This is a genomic window from Rothia uropygialis (assembly GCF_004137765.1).
GTDB lineage: Bacteria > Actinomycetota > Actinomycetes > Actinomycetales > Micrococcaceae > Rothia.
In genome coordinates this window covers 40,627-63,976 of record NZ_NOIS01000003.1, presented here as the reverse complement: position 1 = coordinate 63,976, position 23,350 = coordinate 40,627, and the positions used below count along the sequence as shown (strand labels likewise).

The window sequence follows — 23,350 nt, the reverse complement described above, 5'->3', positions numbered from 1 at the left end:
CATGGAATTGACCGGTGACTTCACGGCGATCGAGATTCAGGAGCGCGAAGACCGGCTCCACGTTCGCCTCAATAGGCCCGAGGTTCGCAACGCGATCGACGCGACCATGATCGGCGAGTTGCACCGGGTCTGCGCGCACCTGGAATCCGAACCGAAAATCCTGGTCCTCTCCGGAACGGAGACGAACGGAAAGGGTATCTTCGCATCCGGTGCGGATATTGCCCAGTTGCGCGAACGGCGTCGGGACGATGCACTGCGCGGAATCAATTCGCGGCTCTTCGAGAGGTTGGCGAGCCTTCCGATGCCCGTGATCGCGGCCCTCGACGGCTACGCCCTGGGCGGCGGTGCCGAGCTCGCCTGGGCCGCAGATTTTCGCATCGGGACACCCCAGATCAAGATCGGTCAGCCGGAGACCGGTCTCGGCATCGTGGCAGCAGCCGGGGCCATGTGGCGGCTCAAGGAACTCGCCGGAGAACCGTTGGCCAAGGAGTTGCTGTTCGCAGGGCGCACGCTGGGGGCCGAGGAGGCCCTCGCGGCGGGCCTCATTACCGAAATCCACGAATCACAGGACCTACTCGATGCCGCCGACGGTCTTGCCGATCGGATCGCCAAGCAAGACCCGCTCGCGGTCCGGATCGCCAAAGGCGTCTTCCATATGCCTCGGGAGGCGCACCCATACGTCGACGAGCTCGCCCAGGCGGTCTTGTTCGAGTCTCCCGCCAAATTCGACCGGATGCAGTCTTTCTTGGACCGCAGGAAGGAGCGCAGCTAAGTGAGCGCGCATGACAAGCAGCAAGTTCCCGAACGCGTAGGAGTACTTGGCGGTGGCCGCATGGGGGCTGGGATAGCTCATGCGTTCCTGATCTCAGGGGCGGCAGTGACCGTCGTCGAGGTCAATGACGACGCCGCTCAATCCGCTCGGGCTCGCATCGAGAAGGACATCCGTGCTTCCGTCGAGCGCGGCAAGATCAGCGGAGAAGCCGACGAGTGGGCCAAGAAACTGGAGACCGCGACCGATGCTTCCGCCTTTGCCGACTGCCACCTGGTGATCGAGGCCGTTCCGGAGATCTGGGATCTCAAGGTCGAGTCCCTTCGCAGGGCAGAGTCGAATGTGGACGAGAATTCGTGGCTCGCGACCAATACATCCTCGATGTCCGTGGACGGGCTGGCCGACACCCTGGAGCGTCCCGAACGGTTCTGCGGTCTGCACTTCTTCAACCCGGTACCGGCCTCCAAACTCGTAGAGGTCGTCGTGGGGAATAGGACGTCGAAGGAATTGCAGGGCTTTACCCGGGAGTGGGTGGCCGGGCTGAACAAGACCCCGGTGACCGTGCACGATGCCCCCGGCTTCGCGTCCTCGCGACTTGGAATCGCCCTGTCCCTGGAAGCGATCCGCATGGTCGAGGAGGGGGTCGCCTCGCCCGAGGACATCGATCATGCGATGACCCTGGGATACAAGCATCCGGTCGGCCCCCTGGGGCTGACGGACATTGTGGGCGTGGACGTGCGCCTCGACATCGCCGAATACCTCGAGTCCAAGCTGGGGCCGCGCTTCAGCCCGCCGCAACTCATGCGGGACATGGTCGAACGCGGTGAGCTGGGCAAGAAGACCGGGAAGGGCTTCTACTCGTACGAGTAGCGCCTCGAGCTGCATATCGGTACGTTATGTGCGCATCGGATCATCTCAGGGCCCGATATGCACCCAACGCCCCGGTACGTCCGGGCGTGCCTCAGTCGAAGAACCCTTCCGGCGCGGGCTTGAGGTAGTTGCTGATCCGAACGGTGCAGAGACGCCGACCGGTCTCGACGTGCGTCATAACAACTTCGTGGCTGGTCATCGAGCGCCCCAGCTTGATCGGCGTCGCAACCGCTCGCACGGTGCCTTCGGTTGCCGAGGAGTGGTGCGTGGCATTGACCTCAATCCCGACTGCGATCTTCCCGAACTGGGCGGCGTGCAACACGGCCGCCCAGGAGCCCGTGGATTCTGCCAGGGCGATCGACGCTCCTCCGTGCAGGATTCCGTGTCCCTGGCGGTTGCCCTCGACCGGCATGGTCGCCACCACTCGTTCCGGCGTCTGCTCCTCGAATTCGATGTTGAGCTTGTGGTCGAGTTCGCCCGGGTCGATGCGGCCCACCAGCCGTGTTGAGTCCTGTTCCGTTCCGGTTGCCTGGTCTTGTGCGTTGACTGACTGGTTCTCCAATGAGACCTCCTCATGACTTTGTGCCGGGCCGCGTTGTGGCACGCGACTGTGACGTGGGCTATTCTGACACTAATTACTGACCGAACGTTCGGCTAATTTATTGCAGGGAGTGAATCCACCCGTGACCACCCAAACCCGATACGAGGCTACAACCACCCAGGCCACCGAGATATTGCCGAGTTACGTGCGAGGGCAATGGTGGCGCCCGGACGAGCCGGAGCGAGCCGTCGACGTCGTCAATGCGGCGACGGGTGATCCCGTGGTACGTGTCAGTACCGACGGTATCGATACCGCCGAGGTCATCCGATACGGACGTGAGAGCGGCCAGAAGTCGCTGGGCGAGCTGACCATCCACGAACGGGCACTGATCGTCAAAAAACTCGCGATGTACCTCAACGAGCGCAAGGATGAGCTGTACGAGGTCTCCTACCTGACCGGTGCAACCGCCAAGGACCATCTGATCGACACTGACGGTGGTATCGGTACGCTCTTCACGTTCTCGTCCAAGGCCCGCCGTGAACTGCCCAACGCCAATGTGATCGTCGACGGCGCTGTCGAACAGCTCTCCGGTGACGGCAGCTTCCTCGGCGAGCACATCTACACCCGTCTGCCAGGTGTTGCCGTGCAGATCAACGCGTTCAACTTCCCGGTGTGGGGAATGCTCGAGAAATTCGCCCCGGCGTTCATCGCCGGGATGCCCACCGTGGTCAAGCCCGCCACACCGACCGCTTACGTCTCGGAAAAATGCGTGCGGCTCATGGTCGAGTCGGGATTGCTGCCTGAAGGCTCGATCCAGCTGATCTCCGGCTCGGCTCGGGATCTTCTGGATCACCTGGACATGCGCGATCACGTGGCCTTCACAGGATCGGCGGCGACTGCGAATTCGCTGCGCCAGCATCCGAACGTGATTGAGGGCGGCGTCCGGTTCACGGCAGAGACCGACTCGCTCAACGCGGCCATCCTGGGACCTGACGTCACCGAGGATTCCCCGGAGTTCGCGGCGTTCATCAAGTCAGTGGTCCTCGAGATCACCGCCAAGGCCGGGCAGAAGTGCACCGCGATCCGCCGGGTCATCGTTCCGGACAGGATGCGCAGACCGGTCGTGGACGCGCTCGAGGCCCGCATTGCCGAGCGCGGCGTCGTCGGGGACCCTCGGGACAAAGCGACCACGGTCGGCGCGCTGGCCTCCCCTGAGCAGCGCGAAGAAGTGCTCAAGGCCGTGCGCAGGCTCGTCGACGCCGGCGGATCCGTCCGCGTGGGCGGACCGGACGCACTGGATACAGTTCCGGCCGAGGGTGCGTTCTTCCCCGTCACGGTGCTCGAATTCGACGATGCACGCACACGCGAGGCGCACAGTGTCGAAGCATTCGGTCCCGTTACCTCGGTTCTGGGGTATTCGGGCGACATCGAGGAAGCCGTGGAGCTCGCTGCCCTCGGTGGCGGCTCGTTGGTTGCCACGGTGTGCACTCACGATCCCCTGACCGCCGGCGAATTCGCTGCCGGGATCGGTGCTCATCACGGCCGCGTGCTCTTCCTCGACCGCGACGACGCCAAGACCTCGACGGGCCACGGCTCGCCGATGCCTCAACTCGTCCACGGCGGTCCGGGTCGAGCTGGCGGCGGCGAAGAGCTCGGCGGTGTCCGTGGCGTCAAGCACTATATGCAACGCACGGCCGTGCAGGGTTCACCTGACCTGCTGACCGGGGTGACCGGCGTGTGGCACTGGGGGGCGACGGCGCAGACCGTGACGCGCGATGAGGTTGAGAACGGGACCGGCACGCATCCGTTCCGCAAGTCACTGGCCGAACTTCGCATCGGCGACCAGTTCCGTTCCGACCTGCGGAAAGTCACCCTGGAGGACATCACGGAATTCGCGGAGTCGACCGGGGACACGTTCTACGCGCACACCAATGAGGAGGCCGCGACCGCCAATCCGTTCTTCCCGCGCCGCGTCGCCCACGGCTATCTGCTGGTCTCGTGGGCCGCGGGCCTGTTCGTGGAGCCCGCACCGGGGCCGGTCCTGGCCAATTACGGTCTGGAGAATCTGCGATTCATCACGCCCGTCACCTACGACGATTCGTTCCGCGTGACCCTGACGGCCAAGCGCATCACCCCGCGCGTCACGGACGATTACGGCGAGGTCGCCTGGGACGCCCGCTTGACCAACCAGGACGACGAGGTCGTGGCGACGTACGACGTGCTGACGCTAGTCGAGAAGGAGTAGGCCTCCGGGGCGGTGGAGATGGAGGTTCAGCCGGAAGGCGGCATTCGGCACTGCCTTCCGGCTGCTACCAGCCCACGATCGAATTGATCATTCCGAGAACCAGTCGCGGAGCCGGCTTGCCGGAGACGTCTTCGGGGGCATCGTCGAGCTTTGAGACCAACCTCCAGCCAATTGAAGCGCAGGCTCCGAATGCTCTCTGCACCGAATCCTTATCCCATGGTCGACCAATTGGACTGAGGTTTATGAGGACCTCACATCCATCAGTGGAATGGGTCAGAATCGTGGGGCTGAACACGCCTATCGTTTCCGAAGTGGATCACGGTGGACTAGCCGACCCCGGCGTGGATACCGCGTTGTCGATGTGGTGCGACGGCCTTGGCTTTGCCCTCGAGCGCAGATTTGATCTGAATGAGACCGTTACGGTTGCCGTGGCGGGAGTGCCCGGCTCCAGTATCCACGCAGCAACGATCATCCTTGGCCACCAGCGCATCGAACTCTTGGAACATTGCCCTGCACCCACCGGGCTGGTGCAGGCGAGGGATTCCTCCCTGGTGCTCCAGCGTGCGGCCTCGGCAATCTTGCGAGCTCCGAGAGGTCGAAGGGCGTCAGCATCGAAATCAGTGACGCTCAGCAGAACGATGAGCTCTTTCACTGCCCCGGTGCGTTCCCTGGCGATTTCGTCGCGGGTATTCAGAAAGGCAGCTGAGGTTGAGATTCGCCGATTTCGGGCCACGTGGCGCCAGCTCGGCTGGTTTGCGTTCTCATGCATTCTTGGGGTTACCGATCCACTATCGGTGTCGCCCCCGTTCGAAAGTCGTTTTCGAGTTCCTCCAAGCTTCGGTCCATTGTCTCCGGAACCCAGCGCGCCACGATGGGCATGATAATCACGCCGATGATCGCAAATGCGATCATGATCGGGCCGGCCCCGATTCCGTGTTGAAGGATCGGAAAGGCTTGAGATACGGCGAACGCCGCCAGCCAATTGAAAAGCGTTGCGATGCCCATGGCGAATCCGCGGATCCGCAACGGAAAGATCTCTGCGAGCATGACCCAAAGCACTGGGCCCCAGGTTGCCGAGAAGACGTTGGTGAAGACGACGAATGCAAGAATCGTGACCACGATCTGAGTGGCTGTACCCGGCGCGCCAAAGATGGTCACCAGTCCGATGGCTGCCGTGCTAATGACTAGCCCCGCCAAACCAGCCAGCAACATGGGTTTGCGGCCTCGACGATCCACGATTTTGAGCTGAACCGTGACTGCGATGGTCACGATGTTCAGAATGCCGTTGAGGAATGAGAACAACAGCGATTGCGTGGGTGTCAGTCCGAGATCTGTGAGCACGGTTGGAGAGTAGTAGACCACTGCATTGATGCCCGTGACTTGCTGGAATACCGCTAGAAGCACCCCTACCACCAAGAGCCTTTTGACCCATCGTTCACTGAACTTGCCGGGTCCTTTGGCCCGAGCCAACGCGGCGTTGGAAGGATCAGCCGGAGAGGCCTGCTGATCCGGGTCATCGTTGGCCAATTCCGTGATCTCTGCGAATTCCTCTTCGGCTTTCTCGGGATTCTCGCGCAAACGATGCAAAACCGACCTGGCCATCTCCGGGTCTCCGCGGCGGACCAGGGAGCGCGGTGTGTCCGGCATCAAAAGCATTCCGCCGAGAAGTACAAGGGCAGGGAAAACGCCGATCACGAGCATCCAACGCCAGGATCCGCTGAAGGACAAAGTAAACGCGACACCGCCAGCAACCCCTGTGCCGATGATGACCATGTATTGGTTCATTGAGGTTGCAATGCCGCGTTTATCCGCGGGGGCCATCTCGGCCAGGTAGAGAGGAACCACCACGGATGAGATGCCAATTCCGAGCCCGAGGATGAGTCGAGAGGTCACGAGAACGGCGGCAGTAGGTGCAAAACCTGATCCCGCGGCACCAATCAGGAAGACCACCGAGGCCGCCAGGAGAACGCGTTGGCGGCCAATGCGATCCGCAACCGGCCCGCTGGAAATCGCACCAATCATGGCGCCAATCACGGCCGAGCTGACGACCATCCCCTCGATCAATGGCGTCAGCGGGATCTCATCAGGTATGAAAAGAATGGCTCCGGCAACAATCCCGTTGTCGTAGCCGAAGAGAAGAGCGCCCAAGGCACCCAAGATGAAAACCACCTTGGTGTTAATGAGTCTGTTTCTGAATCTCACGATGGACGCCTTTCTCGAGGGCTTACCTGGCGAATACTGGGAACTGTGCTTGTGGGGCGTGGGTCAGTCGTGCCGGCGCCGTTGGGCTTGTACGGGAGAGCGAGGGAACAGGATGGCCTAGGGTGGCTCGCCTCATAGCGTCGTGCCCATGGGCAAGAAATCGATTTATTGATTTCACCACAGAGTAGTTGGGCTGACGCGGGGGTGGCAAGAGGTGTTATCGCCTAAAAATATTCCGCCCACGCACTAAACCCCTGAAATACCAGGATTATAGGCCGATTTGGTTGCAAGGAAAACCGATGTTTCGTTGACATGGGCTTCAGGTGAGCATACGGTTCTGGCAAGTAATCGTTATCTCACAGCGTTGTACATTTCGACGTTACGGAGAGTCACCGCGGATCAAGGAGCATTCATGACTGACCAATTTCAGAGCGACTACAGGTTCCCAAAGCTCTCGTCCGTCGCGACTACGCCCGCTCACACCGTGATCCTTATTCCTAGCGGTGACCTACGGGAAAGTGCCAACACCGCGAGCTGGCCAGCTCAGCAGGAGCTTGAACGAATCGTGACCGATGTTGTCCAAGAATCGGGATGGTCGATTCGACGCGGATTTAGGCCGGACGAAGAGCGCAGACACGGGTTTATCCGTTCTCAGCGGATGGGGATTGAGGTTTTCAAGGACATACCTCCGGATGCGCCGATCATCGTCGCTACCGCTAATTGGCAGTACAGCCACCACGTCCTCGCGGGCTTGCGCACACACCGAGGTCCGATTCTCACCGTCGCAAATTTTGCCCCCGAGTGGCCGGGCCTGGTGGGCCTGCTTAACCTCAACGCCAGTCTGACAAAGATGGGTACTGAATACTCCACGATGTGGACTGTCGATGGTACGGATGATTGGTTCCGAAACGGTGTCCACGAGTGGCTTGATACGGGGAGCGTCACGCACGATGCATCGCATGTCCGCGATCTCCCCGAGCTCGTGGACAGCGAAGAGAAGAGATTGGGGGAGGCACTGGGTGATCAACTCCTTGCCGACAAAGCCATCATGGGCATCTTCGACGAGGGGTGCATGGGCATGTATAACGCCATTTTCGACGACGCGCTGCTCAACCAGATAGGTATGTACAAGGAACGGTTATCTCAATCAGCCCTGTGGGCGGAAATGCAGACCGTATCTGATGAGGAGGCAAATGCGATTGGCCGCTGGCTTATCGACGAGGGTATGACTTTTCGGCTCGGCGACGATGAGGCCACCGAACTCACGGAGGGTCAGCTGCGTCTGCAGTACAAGATGTACATCGCTGCGCTGCGCATCGCCGACGACTTTGGGCTGGACGCCGTGGGAATCCAATACCAACAAGGGCTCAAAGACGTGTGCCCGGCTTCTGACCTTGTGGAGGGGCTCCTCAATAACGAGTACCGGCCCCCGGTGACGAGTCGCGATGGTTCTCGAGTCCTGTGGGAGGGCAAAGCCCTGCCCAACTTTAACGAAGTGGACGAGGGCGTGGCTGTGGATGCCCTGGTGACCAATCGCATCTGGAGCGCCATGGGGATGGATCCCGCAACGACATTGCATGACGTCCGATGGGGCGGTGAGCACGAGGGGCAATATGTCTGGATTTACGAGATCTCCGGGTCGGTTCCCCCTTCTCACCTGCCGGAGGGATATCGCAACGCCGAGGGGTGGCGCCAAAACCCTGTCTTCTTCCCGGCGGGAGGATCCACAATCAACGGCGTTTCCAGGCCCGGGGAAATCGTGTGGTCTAGGGTCTACATCGAAGATGGTGGCCTGCATATTGATATCGGGCGGGGGAGCGTTGTTGATCTTCCGGTCGACGAAACGTGGCGACGTAAGGAGTCAACGAACCCAGAGTGGCCCATAGCCAACGTCGTCTTACACGGAGTTGACCGAAACCAATTCATGGCTCGACACAAGGCCAATCACGTTCAGGTGGTCTATGGGGATGACGCCGACGCGGCAGATCGTGCACTGACGGCAAAAGCATCTTTCTTTGCACGCATTGGTGTGACCGTTCACCTGTGTGGTGAGGTCAACGTCGCCTGATTATTATGGTCAGGTGGGGCACGAAGTATCTCGGTCCCATTCGTGAGGAAACTTGCCGTGGCCGAATCGCGCAGACGGCGTGACCATAACCAGAATGTTCGGAGTACATATGCCCCGGTCGGAGCCGACTATTCGTGACGTCGCAAGCCGGGCAGGGGTTTCATCGGCCACCGTCTCGCGAGTCATGAACGGCGCCGCTAACGTCGACAAGATCCTCGTCCGGCGGGTACGCGAGGCTGTGGAAGCAACGGGATATGTTCCGAATGTCGCCGGTCGGTCACTGCGGGCCCGGAATAGTTCACAGATTGCGGTCATGATTCCCGATGCCGACAACCCGTATTTCACCCAGGTGGTCAGTGAGGTCGAGGCAGTTGTGCGGGGAGCCGGATACTCTGTGATGTTGTGCCATGCGGACAACGATCCCGACCAAGAACGCTTGTATCTCGGGCAAATCATTGCCCGAAAGATGGCCGGAGTGATCGCGATTCCCTCTGACGAAAGCCGTTCAGGTCTTAAGCCTCTGACGGATGCGGGCATCCCGGTAGTACTCGTGGATCGCCGCCTCCCCGATTTTGAGGTGGATTGCGTTGCAACGGACAACGTGGATGCAGGGAGAAGAGCGGCAATGCATTTGCGGGAACGTGGATTTCGCAAGCCCGCATGCATTACAGGTCCGAGCACCCTTTCGGCGACCGAAGATCGTGTCACAGGTTTCATTCAGGCATGGTCTGGAGGGGTTTCATCGGGCGATGCCGGCCCGAGCGCCAGGGAGCCGGTCCTCTATCGGGGGGACCTGCATATCGGATCCGGGGCTGACGCGATGACCGAGATCCTGAAAGAGGCAGAGGTCGACTGCGTCTTCGTCACAAATAATCGGATGTCGGCGGGCGCGTTCCAGTCTGTGCGAGGAGTGGCGGATGCGCCGGCTCTGCTCTCGACGGACGACGATATTTGGACCCGACTCGTAAGTCCGTCCATTTCCGTGATTCAACAACCTATTCGGGAAACGGGCCGGCTCTCCGCAGAGATGCTGATCAACCGCATCTCAAACCCTGCAGAGATGCCGCGCACCACCCTATTGCGCGCCAAGGTGATCGTACGCGAGTCGACCGCGGGTGGACCTGCCGTCGATCGCTAGAAAGAGTTCGAGGGGAGACCGACTCGCTACTGCCTCTTGTCACTTTGTGATAAATCGTTTACTCATGGCACCTGAGAAGTGCGCCTTACCTTTTAAAAAAACCTATTGACCGCCCGTTATCTGGCACATATGGTGTCGGTAATCGATTTCTCAATGAGTATTCTCGTTCAAGGAAGCGTGGTTACCGACATGGGTACCTATCTAGCCGCCATCTCGCAGCTCAATCGAACACTCTCGACGCGATCAATCAGTCCGGAAAATTTTGACGGCGCTCCCGGTGGGGGAGGTCGAGCCACGGAGGGTACCGGCGCTGCCGCTTCGAGGGATCTTGGTCAGGGATGGAAAGTTTCGCCCAGCATTGACATAGCTCCGGGGCACACCGTGGATCTGGCGAGAATTTCTGAGCCCGGCTGCATAACGCATATTTGGCTCACAACCCACAGCGATCACTGGCGTACGTTGATCTTCCGGGCCTTCTGGGACGGCGCCATCGAGCCCGCGGTCGAGGTTCCCTACGGTGACTTCTTCTGCAACGGATGGGGAGAGTTTTCGCAGGTGAATTCCCTCCCCGTGACTTCCAATCCGCAGGGTGGATTCAACGCCTACTGGCCTATGCCTTTCAAGGAATCCGCCCGCCTCGCGCTCGAAAACACCTCCGAAGTCACCGTGACGGTCTATTACCAAGTCACCTACGAAGTCGGCGGGGACTATTCGGAAGAAGCGTACTTCCACGCTCAGTGGCGGCGCAGCAATCCTCTGGCCGAGAAAACGACCCACACCATACTCGAGGGAGTGGAAGGCGCCGGTCATTACGCCGGTACCTACATCGCGTGGGGAAGCAATTCGAGTGGCTGGTGGGGTGAAGGCGAAATCAAGTTTTATCTCGACGGAGACCGTGATTTTCCCACCATCTGTGGCACCGGTACCGAAGACTATTTCGGTGGAGCGTGGAACTTCGATGTCCCGGGCCAGGGATATACCGCTTTTTCGACGCCGTACCTCGGAATGCCTCAGGTGATCCGTCCCGACGGGCTTTACGCGAGCCAACAGCGCTTCGGCATGTACCGGTGGCATATACAGGACCCGATCTATTTTCACCGGGACATCAGTGTGGACATTCAAGCTCTGGGATGGAGAAGCGGGTGGCGGTACCTGCCTCTGCACGACGACATATCCTCAACCGCCGTGTTCTACCTCGATCAACCGGTCACGGCTCGTGCCCAGGCACCCACCTTTGACGACATGGAGGTACATCTGGGGTCAGCCCCAGTGCCTGACCTCGGCGCGACTCCGCCGCGACAACCGGGCCATGAGGAGGCCCTGGCTAAGCCACGGCAGCGTCGCTGAGGCCCCATCCCACGTCCGATCTTCTCCACGTGTAAGGACAGTTATGTCAATCGATCAGGATCCTCCGTCTTCGCGGCCTCTCCCACCGTTAACTCCTGGCCCATATCGCAAGAGGCTCGGCCTTATTTCCACGGTGGCCTGTTTCGGTGGCCTGCTTTACGGATACGACACAGGCGTGATCAACGGGGCCCTCCGGCCGATGTCAGCGGAGCTCGGGCTGACGTCGATCACGGAGGGAATCGCCACCAGCGCATTGGTGTTCGCCGCCGCATTCGGAGCCTTCTTCGGCGGTCGGGTGGCCGATGCGAAGGGTCGTCGCACAGCGATCATCGCCTTGTCCGTGCTCTTCTTTGCCGGGTCGGTTTTGGTGGTCGCAACGCCGAATCTAACGTTACTGGTGCTCGGCAGGATCTTCCTCGGACTCGGTGTCGGTGGTGCGTCAACCGTGGTTCCGGTGTTCTTGGCCGAACTCGCTCCCTTTGAGATTCGTGGGTCGATTGCTGGGCGGAACGAGGTGGCCATTGTGATCGGTCAGCTTTCTGCTTTCGTGATAAACGCGATTTTGGGGAGCACGCTCGGCCATCTAGACGGCATATGGCGCCTGATGTTTGCCATTAGTGCCATGCCTGCGGTCTGTCTATTCGTTGGCATGCTCCGTATGCCGGAATCCCCACGGTGGTTGGTTGAGAACGGTCGGAGAGACCAAGCCCTGGAGGTGCTCCGATCGGTTCGACCCGAAAGCCGGGCGGAAATTGAGCTGGAAGACGTTCAGGCCACCGCACAGGACGAGAAACACCGGCGCACAGGTCTCGGTGCCATCCTCAAGAATAAATGGCTCTTCCGTATACTCTTGGTCGGTATTGGTGTGGCCATCATGCAAAGGATCACCGGTATCGACACGATCATGTTTTATGGGCAGATCGTGCTGATCCAATCCGGCTTCGGGGAAAACGCAGCATTGATCGCCAATATTGCACCGGGCATCGTTGCGGTGATCGGGGGATTCACTGCGCTTTACATGATGGATCGCGTGGATCGTCGAACCACTTTCACGCTTGGCATCTCTCTGACCACCGTGTTTCACCTCCTCATCGGGATCGCGTCGATGATCATTCCGGAAGGCAATGCCGTCAAGCCGTGGATTCTGCTCGTGTTGATCGTGGGTTTTGTGGCCTCCATGCAGACCTTTCTCAATGTTGCTGTGTGGGTCTATCTCGCGGAAGTCTTCCCTCTTCATATGCGAGGTGTCGCCAACGGCCTGGCTGTCTTCTGCGGCTGGATGAGTAACGGTGTTCTCTCGCTCACCTTCCCGTCGTTAATTGACAACCTCGGGATGTCCACGGTCTTCTTCTTGTTCTTCGGTGTAGGCGTCCTTGCACTCATCTTCGTTCGGACCCAGGTCCCGGAAACACGTGGCCGCTCGCTCGAAGTTCTCGAAGACGGAGTGACCACGGGCACCATCTACAAGGTTCCAGTGAAGCGTAAGTAAGTGGAATGGACCGTCTCGAACACCGGGCAATGCCCCCCCCCGTAGGCCCAGGCCTAGGTTGAAAGCATCGGACGGAAGATCATCCGGCGCGATGATGGGACTCACCGTACCCAATCTCGTCCTCCGATGCCCACAGCGTCGATCTGTCGCCTCAAGGGAGCCCACAGAAAGAACGTCGGCGCTTTGTCTGATGAAAACCGTCGGTCAGATCCTGAATGAACGCTAAACGTCCAAAGACTTCAGGGGCACAATACGGGAATTCGGGATGGGTTATCCGCGGGAGCGCAGCTCTCATGGGGCATGCGCAGGTTCCTTCCGCTCGGCCAGATCTGGCGCAAGCCTGGAGCGTAAACGGCTGAAAGCCCAAAGCGCACCCGGGACCTACGCCCGCAGACCGTCCAGAACCATCTTGACTGCGGTCTCGGCGAGCATGTCCACGGTTCCTTCGCCTTCCGGCTGGTACCAGTCCACGATCGAATTGATCATTCCGAGCATTAGCCGTGGAGTCGACTTGCCGGAGATGTCCCCGCGGAGGTCGCCCTCTTCCTGTGCCTGGCGGACCAGGCTCTCCACGGTACGGGTGATCTTTCGGCGCCGTTCCAGGGCGGCCGTCTCCACGGGTGAGTTGCCGCGAAGGCGCAAGAGCAAGGTCACATATGGCATCTGATCGACGAGCACGCGGATCGATCCCCGGATCACTCCTTCGAGCTTGTCGATGCCGCGAGCGTCGGTCGCCTGGACGTCCTCCATCGCCTTCTCGAGTGAGTCGAGCGCTCTCAGCAAAGCCTCTTCGAGGATCTCCTCCTTCGAGCTGACGTGATGATAGATCGCCGACTTCGAGATCCCCAGGTTTTCGGAGAGGGTGCCCATGGACGTCGTGTCGTACCCGTATTTGTTGAAGACCTGAACACATACCGAGATGAGCTTCTCACGGTCGTAACCGGGCCGTCCTCGTCGTGCGCCGTTGCTCGGTGCAGCAGACGCGCCGGTTTCCTGGTCTTTCGTGGCAGGCACAGTGGGCATAAATTTCTCGGCTTTCTGCAGGGTCCATCACGAGATTACCCGACGACGAGGCGGGCCCGACGCTACCGCCTCGCCGCCCCGTGCGGAGGGTCCTCCGGCATAAGTGGGTCGTGCCGTCTCAGTGCGGCCGTCTCTGAAGGAGCAACCCGTCCCGAAGCGTGGTCAGCCCTCTCCGAGGGGAGCGCAAAACGGATCAACCCGGCTCTGGACGGACCTGCGCGAACAGAGCCCGGAAGATCCGGCCGCCCGCCCCGGTTACTTGTTCCGGTGGTCGTAGACCCTGCGAATCTTGCCGGACGATCGCGCCAAGGTGCCCGGTTCGGCGATGTCGATCAGCGCGGTCGAACCGATCTTGGTCTTGATCTCGGACAACAGTGTTTTGCCGTCCTCGACGGCCTCCTCGCGGGGGACATCCTCACGCCGTTCGATGTGGATCGTCATCTGATCCATGCGATTCGGACGGCTGATTTCGAGCGTGAAATGAGGTGAGAGCGCGGGGAGGTTGAGCGCGAGCTCCTCGATCTGCGTCGGGAAGAGGTTCACGCCACGCAGGATGATCATGTCATCCGAGCGGCCCGTAATTCGTCCCATGCGCCGGTGCCCCGGACGGTCGGTGCCGGGCAGCAACCGGGTGAGGTCGTGGGTTCGGTAGCGAATGATCGGAAGGGCCTGTTTGGTCAGCGCGGTGAAGACCAGCTCGCCGGGCTCTCCCAATTCGCAAACGCGATCGTCGAAGGGATCGATGATCTCGGGACGGAAATGGTCTTCCCAGATGTGGGAGCCGTCCCGTGTCACGGCCGATTCCCCAGCAACTCCGGGTCCCATGACTTCGGAGAGACCATAGATGTCGCACGCGGTGATGTCGAAGGTGCGCTCGATCTCGCGGCGCATCTCGTCCGTCCACGGTTCGGCGCCGAGGACCGCCCGCTTGAGTGAGGTCTCGCGGGGATCGAGTCCGGCCTTGCGGAACCCGTCAGCGATCGCCAGAAGGTATGTGGGGGTCGCGAGAATCGCGTCCGGCTCGAAGTCGCGGATCAGCTGGACTTGTTTCTCGGTCTGACCGCCCGACATCGGGATGACCGCGCAACCGAGCTTCTCTCCGCCGTAGTGCGCTCCGAGGCCGCCGGTGAACAGACCGTAACCGTATGCGTTGTGGATCTTCTGGCCGGGTCGGACGCCCGAGAACCGGAAGCATCGAGCGACCAGGTCGGCCCATGTGTCGAGGTCGTCTTGGGTATATCCGACGACGGTCGGCAGGCCCGTGGTGCCGGACGACGCGTGGATGCGGCGAATGTCGCCCATCGGTACGGCGAAGGACTCGAAGGGATAGGCCTTCCGCAGGAACTCCTTGTCCGTGTATGGAAACTTGCTGAGATCTCCGAGTTCTCTGAAGTCGCCGGGGTGCACGCCGTGCTCGTCATAGAGCTCCCGGTACGCCGGGACGTTCTCGTAGGCATGGTGCAGTGTCCACCTGAGGCGCTCGAATTGCAGGGACTCGATCTCGTCCCGGCTCATCAACTCTTCGGGGTCAGGCTGTGAGGGGTCCGCCGAAGCTGTGGGGGAATAAGGGTTCTCGATGGAACAAGTAATCATGGGGTTCACGCTTTCTGACGTTGGGGGATGGTCCGGCTGCGTCCGCGGAAATGGGCGATGACTTCGTCGTCAGCCGTGACCGTGACGTCGTAGAGACCGCTGCGACCGGTACGGGCTATCTCTTTGGCCTCTGCAGTCATGACCTGGCCCGGTCGGCCAGACTGGACGAAGTCGATTTGGGCCCCTTGGGCAACGGTAATGGTGCTGCCATCGCCGGCGGGGTCATTGCAGGCCATGGCGAAACACGTGTCCGCCAGGGAAAACACCATGCCGCCGTGGGCGATCCCAAATCCATTGAGCATCTCCTCCCGCAGCGTCATGCTGATGACCGCGTGACCGTACTCCGAGCGGTGCACCTGGATGCCCAGCCACTCCGAGGCCCGATCATTGGCCAGCATTGGATGATCTGGCATGTTGTTCTCCTCACATTATATGACCGAATGTTCAGTAGGGAATCGTTAAAATGACGGTGTGTCAACCGGGGCGATTGTGTGTTGACGACCACACCGTATGCCTATATCCTGAACGAACGTTCGGTTATTATTTATTGGAGGACGTCATGACCCACACCGACGACGCCGTCGCCCCTGAGCAGGAACACTTCGACGCGCTCATCGCGGACGACTCCCGCATCGAGCCCCGGGACTGGATGCCCGAGGCCTACCGAAAGACGCTGACCCGCCAGATCTCCCAGCATGCCCATTCGGAGATCATCGGCATGCAGCCGGAAGCCAATTGGATTACGCGCGCCCCGAGCCTCAAGCGCAAGTCGATTCTCATGGCCAAGGTCCAAGACGAGGCCGGCCACGGCCTGTATTTGTACTCAGCCGCCGAGACCCTGGGGACGCCGCGGCAGGTCCTCAATGACCAGTTGCTCTCTGGTCGGGCCAAGTATTCGTCGATCTTCAACTACCCGGCTCGCACGTGGGCAGATATGGGGGCCATCGGGTGGCTCGTGGACGGCGCCGCGATCTGCAACCAGGTTCCGCTGTGCCGGGCATCCTATGGTCCTTACGGCCGGGCCATGGTGAGGATCTGCAAGGAGGAATCCTTTCACCAGCGGCAGGGATGGGAAATTCTGTACGAGCTCTCGCACGGGACCGAAGCGCAGAAGAAGATGGCACAGGATGCCGTCAACCGCTTCTACGGTCCGGCCCTCCAAATGTTCGGACCTCCGGATGACGAATCTCCCAACTCGCAGCAGTCTATGGCGTGGAATATCAAGCGCTTCACCAACGATGAGCTGCGTCAGCGCTTCGTCGACATGATGGTGCCTCAAGCCGAGGCTTTGGGCCTGACGCTGCCCGATCCTGACCTGCGGTGGAACGAAGAGCGAGGTCACTATGACTACGGAGAGCTGGACTGGGACGAGTTCATGTCCGTGATCAAGGGGCGCGGACCGTGCAGCGTCCAGCGGATGAAGCGGCGCCGGGAAGCCCATGAGAACGGTGCCTGGGTACGGGAAGCGGCTGCCGCCTACGCCGAACGTCAGGCCGCCCGTGCGGCGGAAGCCGCGCACGAGGATGCCGACTCCGCCTCGACACCACAGCAACGTCCCGCTGCCCAGCTGATTGGAGCCTGAGCATGAGTGAGCAAAGCCAAGAAAACCAGCAGTCGGCCTGGCCGCTCTGGGAAGTGTTCGTCCGGTCCTCCCGAGGGCTTTCCCACGTTCACGCGGGATCGTTGCATGCCCCTGATGCAACCATGGCGGTCCGTAACGCGCGTGACCTCTACACGCGACGGAATGAGGGAACCAGCGTGTGGGTTGTCGAAGCCGAGGCAATCACGGCTTCGGACCCCGATTCCAAGGGAGGCTATTTCGAGTCGGCCCAAGGCAAGGCATATCGACACGCTACGTATTACACCAAGTCCGAAGGGGTGAAACACCTGTGAGCACCTTCGCATCGCACGAATCGGCCACCAAGATCAGTGCCGGCGAGTCCATCAGCACCGAGTCGATCACCGATTCCGGGGCCCAAGCTGCCGAGCCTGTCGCACAGTATGCGTTGCGGTTGGGCGACGACGCCCTGATCCTGTCCCAGCGCCTCGGCTGGTGGATCGCTCGGGCTCCCGAACTCGAGGAGGACATCGCGCTGTCCAACATCGCCTTGGACCTGATCGGGCACGCGCGATTCCTGCTGACTTACGCAGGGACCGCCTGGGACAAGACCGAGGACGACCTCGCCTACTTCCGCACTGAGGAGGAGTTCCGCTCGTGCCGACTAGTCGAACAGGAGAACGGCGACTTCGGGCAGACCATAGCGCGGCAACTCATCTTCTCGATCTATCAGTACGAATTGTATTCCGCTCTTCAGGGCTCATCCGATGCGACCTTGGCGGCTATCGCTGACAAAGCGGTCAAGGAGGTCGAGTACCACGTGGATCACGCATCGCAGTGGGTTCTGCGCTTGGGGCTCGGCACTGAAGAATCCCGACGTCGTATAGCCGCCGGATTTGAATACCTGTGGCCGTACGTTGACGAGTTGTTCACCGACGACGACCTGATCGATCAGCTCGAAGGCGTGGCCGTGCGGCCCTCTTCGATCAAGCAGGCCTCCATGAAGGCCATCGAGGGGATTCTGGCCGAGGCCGAGCTGGAGGCCCCAAGAGTCTCCCAGGCCCGGTTGCCCCGTGAGTTGCGCGATGGTTCCTATTCGGAACATCGGGGGTTCATCCTCGCCGAGATGCAGTCCCTGGCCCGCCAGCACCCCGGGGCAAGATGGTGATTGCAATGTCTCCGATCATTCATACGGCGCCGGACAAGGAATCCGCCGGGTTGGCTCGGGCTCTTCCTCTAGGTCCTTCGCGGCGCCCCTCTGGCGACGTGGACGCTGCGTTGTGGGACCTCGCGGCAACCGTCTGTGACCCGGAAATCCCCGTTCTGACGCTCGCCGACCTGGGCGTGCTCCGAGATGCTTACGTAGAGGACGGGCAGGCCATCGTGGTTATCACTCCTACGTATTCCGGGTGTCCGGCCATGGAAACAATGGCCGATGACCTCGTGGCAACCATTTCTGCGGCGGGATACTCAGAGGTCCGAATCGAAAAAGTCCTGCGACCGGCGTGGACGACCGATTGGATGAGCGATGAAGGCAAAGCAAAGCTGTCCGAATACGGAATCGCTCCACCAACCGGAAATAGCGCTCCCGGCCACAACAGCGGGCCGGTACGCCTGACCCTCTCGGTCAAGTGCCCGCATTGCGGCTCGCTCAAGACCCGAGAGATGACACGCTTCGGCTCCACCTCGTGCAAGGCCCTTTGGGTGTGCAACGAATGTTTGGAGCCTTTCGACTACTTCAAGGTTCACTGACATGTCACAAACCAGTACCGAACGCATGGACGTCGCCACGGAAGCGGCGGAGGAGAACACGTCTCCGGGACGTAACGGTCGGCGTCGCGCGACGTTCAACCGCCTTCCCGTTACAGGACTTCGGAAGCTGACCTCGGAGTCGGTCGAGGTGGCCTTCGGGGTTCCGGAAGAGCTCGAGGATGATTACGACTATCTTCCAGGGCAATACGTAGCCCTACGTGCTCAGATCGGCGGACAGGAAGTGCGTCGATCGTACTCGATCTGCGCCGAACCTCGTCCGGGAGAGATTCGCGTCGCCATCAAGAAGGACGTGGGCGGGATCTTCTCGACGTGGGCCAATGAAGAATTGGCGGTCGGGGATGAGCTCGACGTCATGAATCCTCAGGGGGCCTTCACATCTAAAACCCGGTTGACCTCGATGAACCATCCGGAGGACTTGGCCCGTGAGGAAGTGCGCCGGGACAAGAGTGCTCACGTCGTGGCGATTGCCGCGGGTTCGGGCATTACGCCGATCATGGCGATCGCCCGATCGCTCATGAGGGCCTCGCCGACCACGAGCATCGACGTCGTCTATGCCAACAGATCCGCGATGGACGTGATGTTCGCCGAGGAACTGGGGGACCTGAAGGACAAGTTTCCGTCACGGCTGGCTCTCCATCACGTGCTGTCCCGAGAGCAGCGCATTTCACCGTTGATGTCCGGTCGCATTGATCCGGAGAAGCTGGACGAACTCCTCGATCGGGTTCTGCAGGTCGAGACCGTCAACGAATGGTTCTTGTGCGGGCCGTTCGAGCTGGTGCAGTTGTGCAGGGACGCGCTGAAAGAACGAGGCGTCCCGGAGGACAAGGTGCGGTTCGAATTGTTCAGTACGGGGAAACCGGAGAAACCCGCGGGACAGCAGGGGCGGGAGGTCACCGTCGACCCCGAGGGCGAGAATTTCCAGATCAGCTTCACTTTGGATGGCAACTCCGGAAAGGTGGACACGCCCAAGTCGGCCAACGAGACTGTCCTGAACGCCGCTTTGCGTGTTCGGCCCGATGTGCCGTTCGCATGTGCAGGTGGCGTGTGTGGAACATGCCGGGCCAAGGTGGTTTCCGGCGACTTCACGATGGAAGAGAACTTTGCGCTGGAGAAGGACGAAGTCGAATCGGGCTACGTTCTGACCTGCCAAACACGGCCGACCTCCGACAGTCTGGAAGTTGACTTCGACGCGTAACCGCTGGAGTGCGCGAGGAAAGGAATCCCGATCATGATTGATCTGACCATCTCCGACGACATCGCCGAGATAGTGCTCGACGCACCGAAGAAGCTCAATGCAGTGAATTCCGAAGACCTTGCCGAACTGTCGGAGGCCTACCGCGCGGCAGAGAATGCGGGAGTCCGGGCGCTGGTTCTGAGGGGTGAAGGGCGGGGTTTCTGCGCCGGTCGTGACATCTCCGGAGTCGATCCGGCCCACGATGACGTCGAAGGGTATCTCGGGAATCGGGCCACGGCCTTGTTTCGGCAAATTTCTGCATTCTCGGCTCCGACCTTCGCCGCGGTCCACGGAGCGTGTCTGGGTGTCGGACTGGGCCTGGCGATCGCGAGCGACGTCGTCTACGTCGCGGAGGACGCCAAAATCGGGTCGCCGTTCGCCAACCTCGGGGCCACGCTCGACTCCGGCGGCCATGCTCTGTTCTACGAGAGGCTCGGCGCGCACCGGACCCTCGACCTGATCTACACGGGAGAAATGATGAGCGGGGCCGAGGCGGTCACCGCAGGGCTGTTTTCCCGGTCTGTACCCGCGGAAGAATTGCTGGACTTCACGATGCAACGGGTCCGGAAGGTGTCCCAGGGGGCGACCCAGGCGTACCTGGTCTCGAAGGCCCTGGTCGGTCAGTTGCGCGACGAGCGAGCGGGCCTCTGGGATTCCATGGCGGCCGAATCCGCCGAGCAGGCACGGCTGTGCTCGACGGATGATTACGCGGAGGGTTTCACGGCGTTCCAGGAAAAGCGCAAACCGAACTTCCGAGGCCAATAGCCGTATCACCCCCTGCTTTTGATCCAGGCCCATATTGCCCGTTTTCTTACCGAAAGCGGGCAATATGTTTGATGTGGATGGATTGGGGTACGGACGCGGTTGCGCGTAACACTGCGAAAAGCGGGTAACAGAACCTCACAGGATGGCCGTGAGTCCGGGGCTTTGCATACGCTCGGGTGAAGAAAGATCAAGAGTCCCAACGATCAAGCTCTGGCTGGTTGGGCGGCAACCCTCTCCCGTAGCGGGGTGCCCCAGATGATGATCTGGCACCGTCGGCATTGCGACTGGCGGACATGCAAGTACGGCGCGAGAATCGGCGCCACCGCGTGAATGTTTGCGCCGCTTCTCGTTACCGGGACAGAAGCGCAAGGCTCGGGCGCGCGGAGACCTGTGGAGTCCCTCCATGCACCGAAAGGAATCCCGATGTCGGAAAAGAAGCGCATCGCCATCAACGCCTTTGACATGACGTGCGTGGGTCATCAGAGCTTTGATCTGTGGCGCCACCCTCGCTCGCGTGCCACCGAGTACAACACCCTCGAATACTGGACTGACCTCGCCAAGACCCTAGAGAAGGGGCTGTTCGACGGGGTCTTCCTGGCCGACGTCGTGGGCATCTACGACGTCTACAAGAACTCCGCGGCCCCTTCGATCCGCGGCGGTGCGCAGGTGCCGGTCAACGATCCGTTCATGCAGATTTCAGCGATGGCGGCAGTGACCGAAAACCTCGGTTTCGGCGTGACCAGCGCCGTGACCTACGAGCAGCCCTACACTCTTGCCCGGAAATACGCGACGCTCGACCACCTGACCAAAGGACGCGTCGGATTCAACGTGGTGACCTCTTATCTCCCCTCCGCCGCCGAGAACCAGGGACTGCCGCGCCAGATCGAGCATGACAAGCGTTACGAGATCGCCGACGAGTTCCTCGACGTCTGTTACAAACTGTGGGAAGGATCCTGGGAGGACGACGCCGTGGTCAAGGACCGAGAGTCCGGCGTCTACGCGGACCCGACCAAGGTCCATCCGATTCGGCACCAGGGCAAATATTTCACCGTCCCGGGCGCCGGTCTGACCGAGCCTTCCCGTCAGCGCACACCAGTGATCTTTCAGGCAGGGGCGTCCTCGCGTGGGCAGGCTTTTGCGGGCAAGCACGCCGAAGCCGTGTTCGTCGGGGGCCTTCGACCGGACCTCACCCGATTCATGACGGACAAGATCCGAGACGAGGCAGAGAAGGCCGGTCGTCAGCGCGATGACGTCAAGATCTTCGCAATGCTCTCGGTCATCGTGGACGAGACCGACGAGAAGGCCAAGGCGAAGTACGAGGAGTACCTGAAGTACGTTTCGACCGAGACTTCTCAGGCGATCATTGGTGGTTGGTCGGGAGTGGACCTTTCCCAATTCGGCGAGGATGAGGTGCTCAACTACATCAAGACCGACTCGATCCAATCCTTCCTCACGCCATTTACTCTGCAGTCCAAGGACAAGGAATGGACCCGGGAGGAGATTGCGAAGCACTGTGCGATCGGTGGCATGGGCGATGTGATCATCGGCGGCCCGGAAAAGGTTGCAGACGAGCTCGAACGATGGATCGATGAAGGCGGACTGGACGGCATCAATCTCGCGTACCACGTCTCTCCGGGTTCATTCGAAGACTTCGTGGAGTTCGTTGTTCCCGAGCTGCAGAAGCGCGGGCGCTATCGCACCTCCTACGAGGGCTCAACCTTCCGGGAGAACCTCTTCGGCCAGGGGCGGGTTTCCATCGATGAGAACCACCCTGCGGCGGCATACAAGGGTGCGTATGTGGGCCAGCCATCCACGGGGGACACCCCGGCGCGTCCCGTCGAGGAGGATGACGCCGCCTAGAGCCGGCGGTCCGAGAAAAGACGGCTTCCACGAGCTCCACGAACGACGGCGCCGCGTGAAAAAGATGGTCCATGAGACTGTCTTCCTCGCGCGGCGCCGTCGTGTGCCCATCGCCTACTTATATAGTAAGGCGAACCTTTGAGAGCAACGCCACAAAATGTGCAGTTGTGCACTGTTTGCAGAACTGCATAAACTGCATGAGTGCAAACCACTGAACCATCCCTCCGGGAACGCCGCCGCGCGCGGACGTGGGACTCAATCCACGAGGCCGCGCGTGAGCTCGCGTCCGAGCGGGGGATCAAGCAGACCACTGCGGAGCTGATTGCAGAAAAGGCCGGCGTCTCGCCGCGTACGTTCTTCAATTACTTCGCAACCAAGGAGGACGCCATCATCGGATTGCGTCCTCCGCAAATGACCCAGGAAATACTTGGCAGTGTGCAAGAGAGCGAGTCCGGTGGCCTGCTCGCACAGGCCTCCCAGCTTTTGGCTCGTGTCATGTATGACTCCTTCGCGGGCGACCTCAAGGAAGTCATGGGCCAACTCGTCGAAGACCGGGAGTACATGCGTCAACGCATGAAAATCCACATGCTTCGTTGCGAGCAGGAGCTCAAGGATTTCTTGCTGAGAATGGACTGGTCGGTCTATCAAGAGACCGGACAGTTCGTGCCTCGCGAGGACGAGGACAGCGACCCGGTCCCGGAGCAGGAGGAGCGCATTCGTGCGATCATCCTCATGGCCACCGCGGTTCTCCGATACGTCGACTACGGCGCACGGTCTTCCCGGGAAGAATTTGCCGCATCCATCAACCGCACAGTGAATCTGTTCTCCACCATCGTCAAGGAGCCCCGTTGAGTACCACCTACACACCGCGTCAC

General features: G+C 60.6%; 22 protein-coding genes and 1 riboswitch. Of the genes, 15 read left to right on the top strand and 7 right to left on the bottom strand.

Going from position 1 to position 23,350, the window contains the following annotated elements:
* Position 1 precedes the first annotated feature (1 nt).
* Positions 2–772: an enoyl-CoA hydratase/isomerase family protein gene (locus tag EWV35_RS07090; RefSeq protein ID WP_129659833.1), complete on the top strand. Its 771-nt coding sequence runs from the start codon at positions 2–4 to the stop codon at positions 770–772.
* Positions 773–1,639 carry a 3-hydroxyacyl-CoA dehydrogenase family protein gene (locus tag EWV35_RS07085; protein ID WP_274542949.1) on the top strand — a complete coding sequence of 289 codons (867 nt, stop codon included), beginning with the start codon at positions 773–775 and terminating at the stop codon, positions 1,637–1,639.
* Between the two features lie 91 nt (positions 1,640–1,730).
* Here the strand turns inward: EWV35_RS07085 and EWV35_RS07080 are convergent, their stop codons facing one another.
* Positions 1,731–2,135: a PaaI family thioesterase gene (locus tag EWV35_RS07080; RefSeq protein WP_129359402.1), complete on the bottom strand. Its 405-nt coding sequence runs from the start codon at positions 2,133–2,135 to the stop codon at positions 1,731–1,733.
* A 187-nt stretch (positions 2,136–2,322) separates the two neighbouring features.
* On the opposite strand from EWV35_RS07080, the gene paaZ reads away from it, so the two are divergent.
* Complete coding sequence (gene paaZ, locus EWV35_RS07075) at positions 2,323–4,425, top strand: phenylacetic acid degradation bifunctional protein PaaZ (protein ID WP_129659830.1); 2,103 nt, start codon at positions 2,323–2,325, stop codon at positions 4,423–4,425.
* 64 nt (positions 4,426–4,489) lie between these two features.
* Here the strand turns inward: paaZ and EWV35_RS13170 are convergent, their stop codons facing one another.
* The 3 genes from EWV35_RS13170 to EWV35_RS07070 all read right to left on the bottom strand — a co-directional run bounded on the left by EWV35_RS13170 (position 4,490) and on the right by EWV35_RS07070 (position 6,627).
* On the bottom strand, positions 4,490–4,627 hold the full coding sequence (locus tag EWV35_RS13170; protein ID WP_165168426.1) for a hypothetical protein: 138 nt from the start codon (positions 4,625–4,627) through the stop codon (positions 4,490–4,492).
* A gap of 124 nt (positions 4,628–4,751) precedes the next feature.
* A complete protein-coding gene (locus EWV35_RS13525; RefSeq protein ID WP_274542948.1) occupies positions 4,752–4,883 on the bottom strand; it encodes a hypothetical protein in 132 nt (43 codons plus the stop codon).
* A gap of 319 nt (positions 4,884–5,202) precedes the next feature.
* Complete coding sequence (locus EWV35_RS07070) at positions 5,203–6,627, bottom strand: sugar porter family MFS transporter (protein ID WP_165168424.1); 1,425 nt, start codon at positions 6,625–6,627, stop codon at positions 5,203–5,205.
* 412 nt (positions 6,628–7,039) lie between these two features.
* Between EWV35_RS07070 and EWV35_RS07065 the strand changes: the two genes are divergently transcribed.
* The 4 genes from EWV35_RS07065 (at position 7,040) to EWV35_RS07050 (ending at position 12,669) form a co-directional block, all read left to right on the top strand.
* Positions 7,040–8,695 carry a fucose isomerase gene (locus EWV35_RS07065; RefSeq protein WP_129659824.1) on the top strand — a complete coding sequence of 552 codons (1,656 nt, stop codon included), beginning with the start codon at positions 7,040–7,042 and terminating at the stop codon, positions 8,693–8,695.
* Positions 8,696–8,804: 109 nt separating this feature from the next.
* On the top strand, positions 8,805–9,833 hold the full coding sequence (locus EWV35_RS07060) for a LacI family DNA-binding transcriptional regulator (protein WP_165168422.1): 1,029 nt from the start codon (positions 8,805–8,807) through the stop codon (positions 9,831–9,833).
* A gap of 153 nt (positions 9,834–9,986) precedes the next feature.
* Positions 9,987–11,180, top strand: a complete 1,194-nt coding sequence (locus EWV35_RS07055; protein ID WP_238654256.1) for a glycoside hydrolase family 172 protein — start codon at positions 9,987–9,989, stop codon at positions 11,178–11,180.
* Between the two features lie 43 nt (positions 11,181–11,223).
* Positions 11,224–12,669, top strand: a complete 1,446-nt coding sequence (locus EWV35_RS07050; RefSeq protein WP_129659818.1) for a sugar porter family MFS transporter — start codon at positions 11,224–11,226, stop codon at positions 12,667–12,669.
* A 381-nt stretch (positions 12,670–13,050) separates the two neighbouring features.
* On the opposite strand, the gene EWV35_RS07045 is transcribed toward EWV35_RS07050, so the two are convergent.
* The 3 genes from EWV35_RS07045 to paaI form a co-directional block, all read right to left on the bottom strand.
* Positions 13,051–13,692: a TetR/AcrR family transcriptional regulator gene (locus tag EWV35_RS07045; protein ID WP_129659815.1), complete on the bottom strand. Its 642-nt coding sequence runs from the start codon at positions 13,690–13,692 to the stop codon at positions 13,051–13,053.
* Between the two features lie 255 nt (positions 13,693–13,947).
* Positions 13,948–15,285, bottom strand: a complete 1,338-nt coding sequence (locus EWV35_RS07040) for a phenylacetate--CoA ligase family protein (protein ID WP_193554090.1) — start codon at positions 15,283–15,285, stop codon at positions 13,948–13,950.
* Between the two features lie 5 nt (positions 15,286–15,290).
* The gene (gene paaI, locus EWV35_RS07035; RefSeq protein ID WP_129659808.1) at positions 15,291–15,698 is read right to left on the bottom strand and encodes a hydroxyphenylacetyl-CoA thioesterase PaaI; all 408 of its coding nucleotides are present in this window, start codon (positions 15,696–15,698) and stop codon (positions 15,291–15,293) included.
* Between the two features lie 146 nt (positions 15,699–15,844).
* Between paaI and paaA the strand changes: the two genes are divergently transcribed.
* From paaA to EWV35_RS06995, 8 genes are all read left to right on the top strand, one after another.
* Positions 15,845–16,867 carry a 1,2-phenylacetyl-CoA epoxidase subunit PaaA gene (paaA, locus tag EWV35_RS07030; RefSeq protein ID WP_129659805.1) on the top strand — a complete coding sequence of 341 codons (1,023 nt, stop codon included), beginning with the start codon at positions 15,845–15,847 and terminating at the stop codon, positions 16,865–16,867.
* A 2-nt stretch (positions 16,868–16,869) separates the two neighbouring features.
* Positions 16,870–17,178, top strand: a complete 309-nt coding sequence (gene paaB / locus EWV35_RS07025; RefSeq protein WP_129358608.1) for a 1,2-phenylacetyl-CoA epoxidase subunit PaaB — start codon at positions 16,870–16,872, stop codon at positions 17,176–17,178.
* Positions 17,175–18,011, top strand: a complete 837-nt coding sequence (paaC, locus tag EWV35_RS07020; RefSeq protein ID WP_129659802.1) for a 1,2-phenylacetyl-CoA epoxidase subunit PaaC — start codon at positions 17,175–17,177, stop codon at positions 18,009–18,011. The genes paaB and paaC overlap by 4 nt, the downstream gene beginning before the upstream one ends.
* Positions 18,012–18,016: 5 nt before the next feature.
* Positions 18,017–18,595 (top strand): 1,2-phenylacetyl-CoA epoxidase subunit PaaD, encoded by a 579-nt coding sequence (paaD, locus tag EWV35_RS07015; RefSeq protein WP_129659799.1) that lies wholly within the window; start codon positions 18,017–18,019, stop codon positions 18,593–18,595.
* 1 nt (position 18,596) lies between these two features.
* Entirely contained in the window at positions 18,597–19,811 is a 1,215-nt protein-coding gene (gene paaE, locus EWV35_RS07010) for a 1,2-phenylacetyl-CoA epoxidase subunit PaaE (protein ID WP_129659796.1), read from the top strand.
* A 33-nt stretch (positions 19,812–19,844) separates the two neighbouring features.
* A complete protein-coding gene (locus tag EWV35_RS07005) occupies positions 19,845–20,615 on the top strand; it encodes an enoyl-CoA hydratase/isomerase family protein (protein WP_129659793.1) in 771 nt (256 codons plus the stop codon).
* 185 nt (positions 20,616–20,800) lie between these two features.
* Positions 20,801–20,923, top strand: a riboswitch (SAM riboswitch).
* A gap of 115 nt (positions 20,924–21,038) precedes the next feature.
* Positions 21,039–22,475, top strand: a complete 1,437-nt coding sequence (locus EWV35_RS07000; protein WP_129659790.1) for an LLM class flavin-dependent oxidoreductase — start codon at positions 21,039–21,041, stop codon at positions 22,473–22,475.
* A 201-nt stretch (positions 22,476–22,676) separates the two neighbouring features.
* The gene (locus tag EWV35_RS06995; protein ID WP_129659787.1) at positions 22,677–23,327 is read left to right on the top strand and encodes a TetR/AcrR family transcriptional regulator; all 651 of its coding nucleotides are present in this window, start codon (positions 22,677–22,679) and stop codon (positions 23,325–23,327) included.
* Positions 23,328–23,350 lie beyond the last annotated feature (23 nt).

Excerpts from the sequence above, each read along its gene's own strand:
- EWV35_RS07090 (WP_129659833.1), top strand. The coding sequence starts at position 2 with ATGGAATTGACCGGTGACTTCACGGCGATCGAGATTCAGGAGCGCGAA.
- EWV35_RS07065 (WP_129659824.1), top strand. The coding sequence starts at position 7,040 with ATGACTGACCAATTTCAGAGCGACTACAGGTTCCCAAAGCTCTCGTCC.
- EWV35_RS07060 (WP_165168422.1), top strand. The coding sequence starts at position 8,805 with ATGCCCCGGTCGGAGCCGACTATTCGTGACGTCGCAAGCCGGGCAGGG.
- EWV35_RS07055 (WP_238654256.1), top strand. The coding sequence starts at position 9,987 with ATGAGTATTCTCGTTCAAGGAAGCGTGGTTACCGACATGGGTACCTAT.
- EWV35_RS07050 (WP_129659818.1), top strand. The coding sequence starts at position 11,224 with ATGTCAATCGATCAGGATCCTCCGTCTTCGCGGCCTCTCCCACCGTTA.
- EWV35_RS07045 (WP_129659815.1), bottom strand. The coding sequence starts at position 13,692 with ATGCCCACTGTGCCTGCCACGAAAGACCAGGAAACCGGCGCGTCTGCT.
- EWV35_RS07040 (WP_193554090.1), bottom strand. The coding sequence starts at position 15,285 with ATGATTACTTGTTCCATCGAGAACCCTTATTCCCCCACAGCTTCGGCG.
- paaI (WP_129659808.1), bottom strand. The coding sequence starts at position 15,698 with ATGCCAGATCATCCAATGCTGGCCAATGATCGGGCCTCGGAGTGGCTG.
- paaA (WP_129659805.1), top strand. The coding sequence starts at position 15,845 with ATGACCCACACCGACGACGCCGTCGCCCCTGAGCAGGAACACTTCGAC.
- paaB (WP_129358608.1), top strand. The coding sequence starts at position 16,870 with ATGAGTGAGCAAAGCCAAGAAAACCAGCAGTCGGCCTGGCCGCTCTGG.
- paaD (WP_129659799.1), top strand. The coding sequence starts at position 18,017 with ATGTCTCCGATCATTCATACGGCGCCGGACAAGGAATCCGCCGGGTTG.
- paaE (WP_129659796.1), top strand. The coding sequence starts at position 18,597 with ATGTCACAAACCAGTACCGAACGCATGGACGTCGCCACGGAAGCGGCG.
- EWV35_RS07005 (WP_129659793.1), top strand. The coding sequence starts at position 19,845 with ATGATTGATCTGACCATCTCCGACGACATCGCCGAGATAGTGCTCGAC.
- EWV35_RS07000 (WP_129659790.1), top strand. The coding sequence starts at position 21,039 with ATGTCGGAAAAGAAGCGCATCGCCATCAACGCCTTTGACATGACGTGC.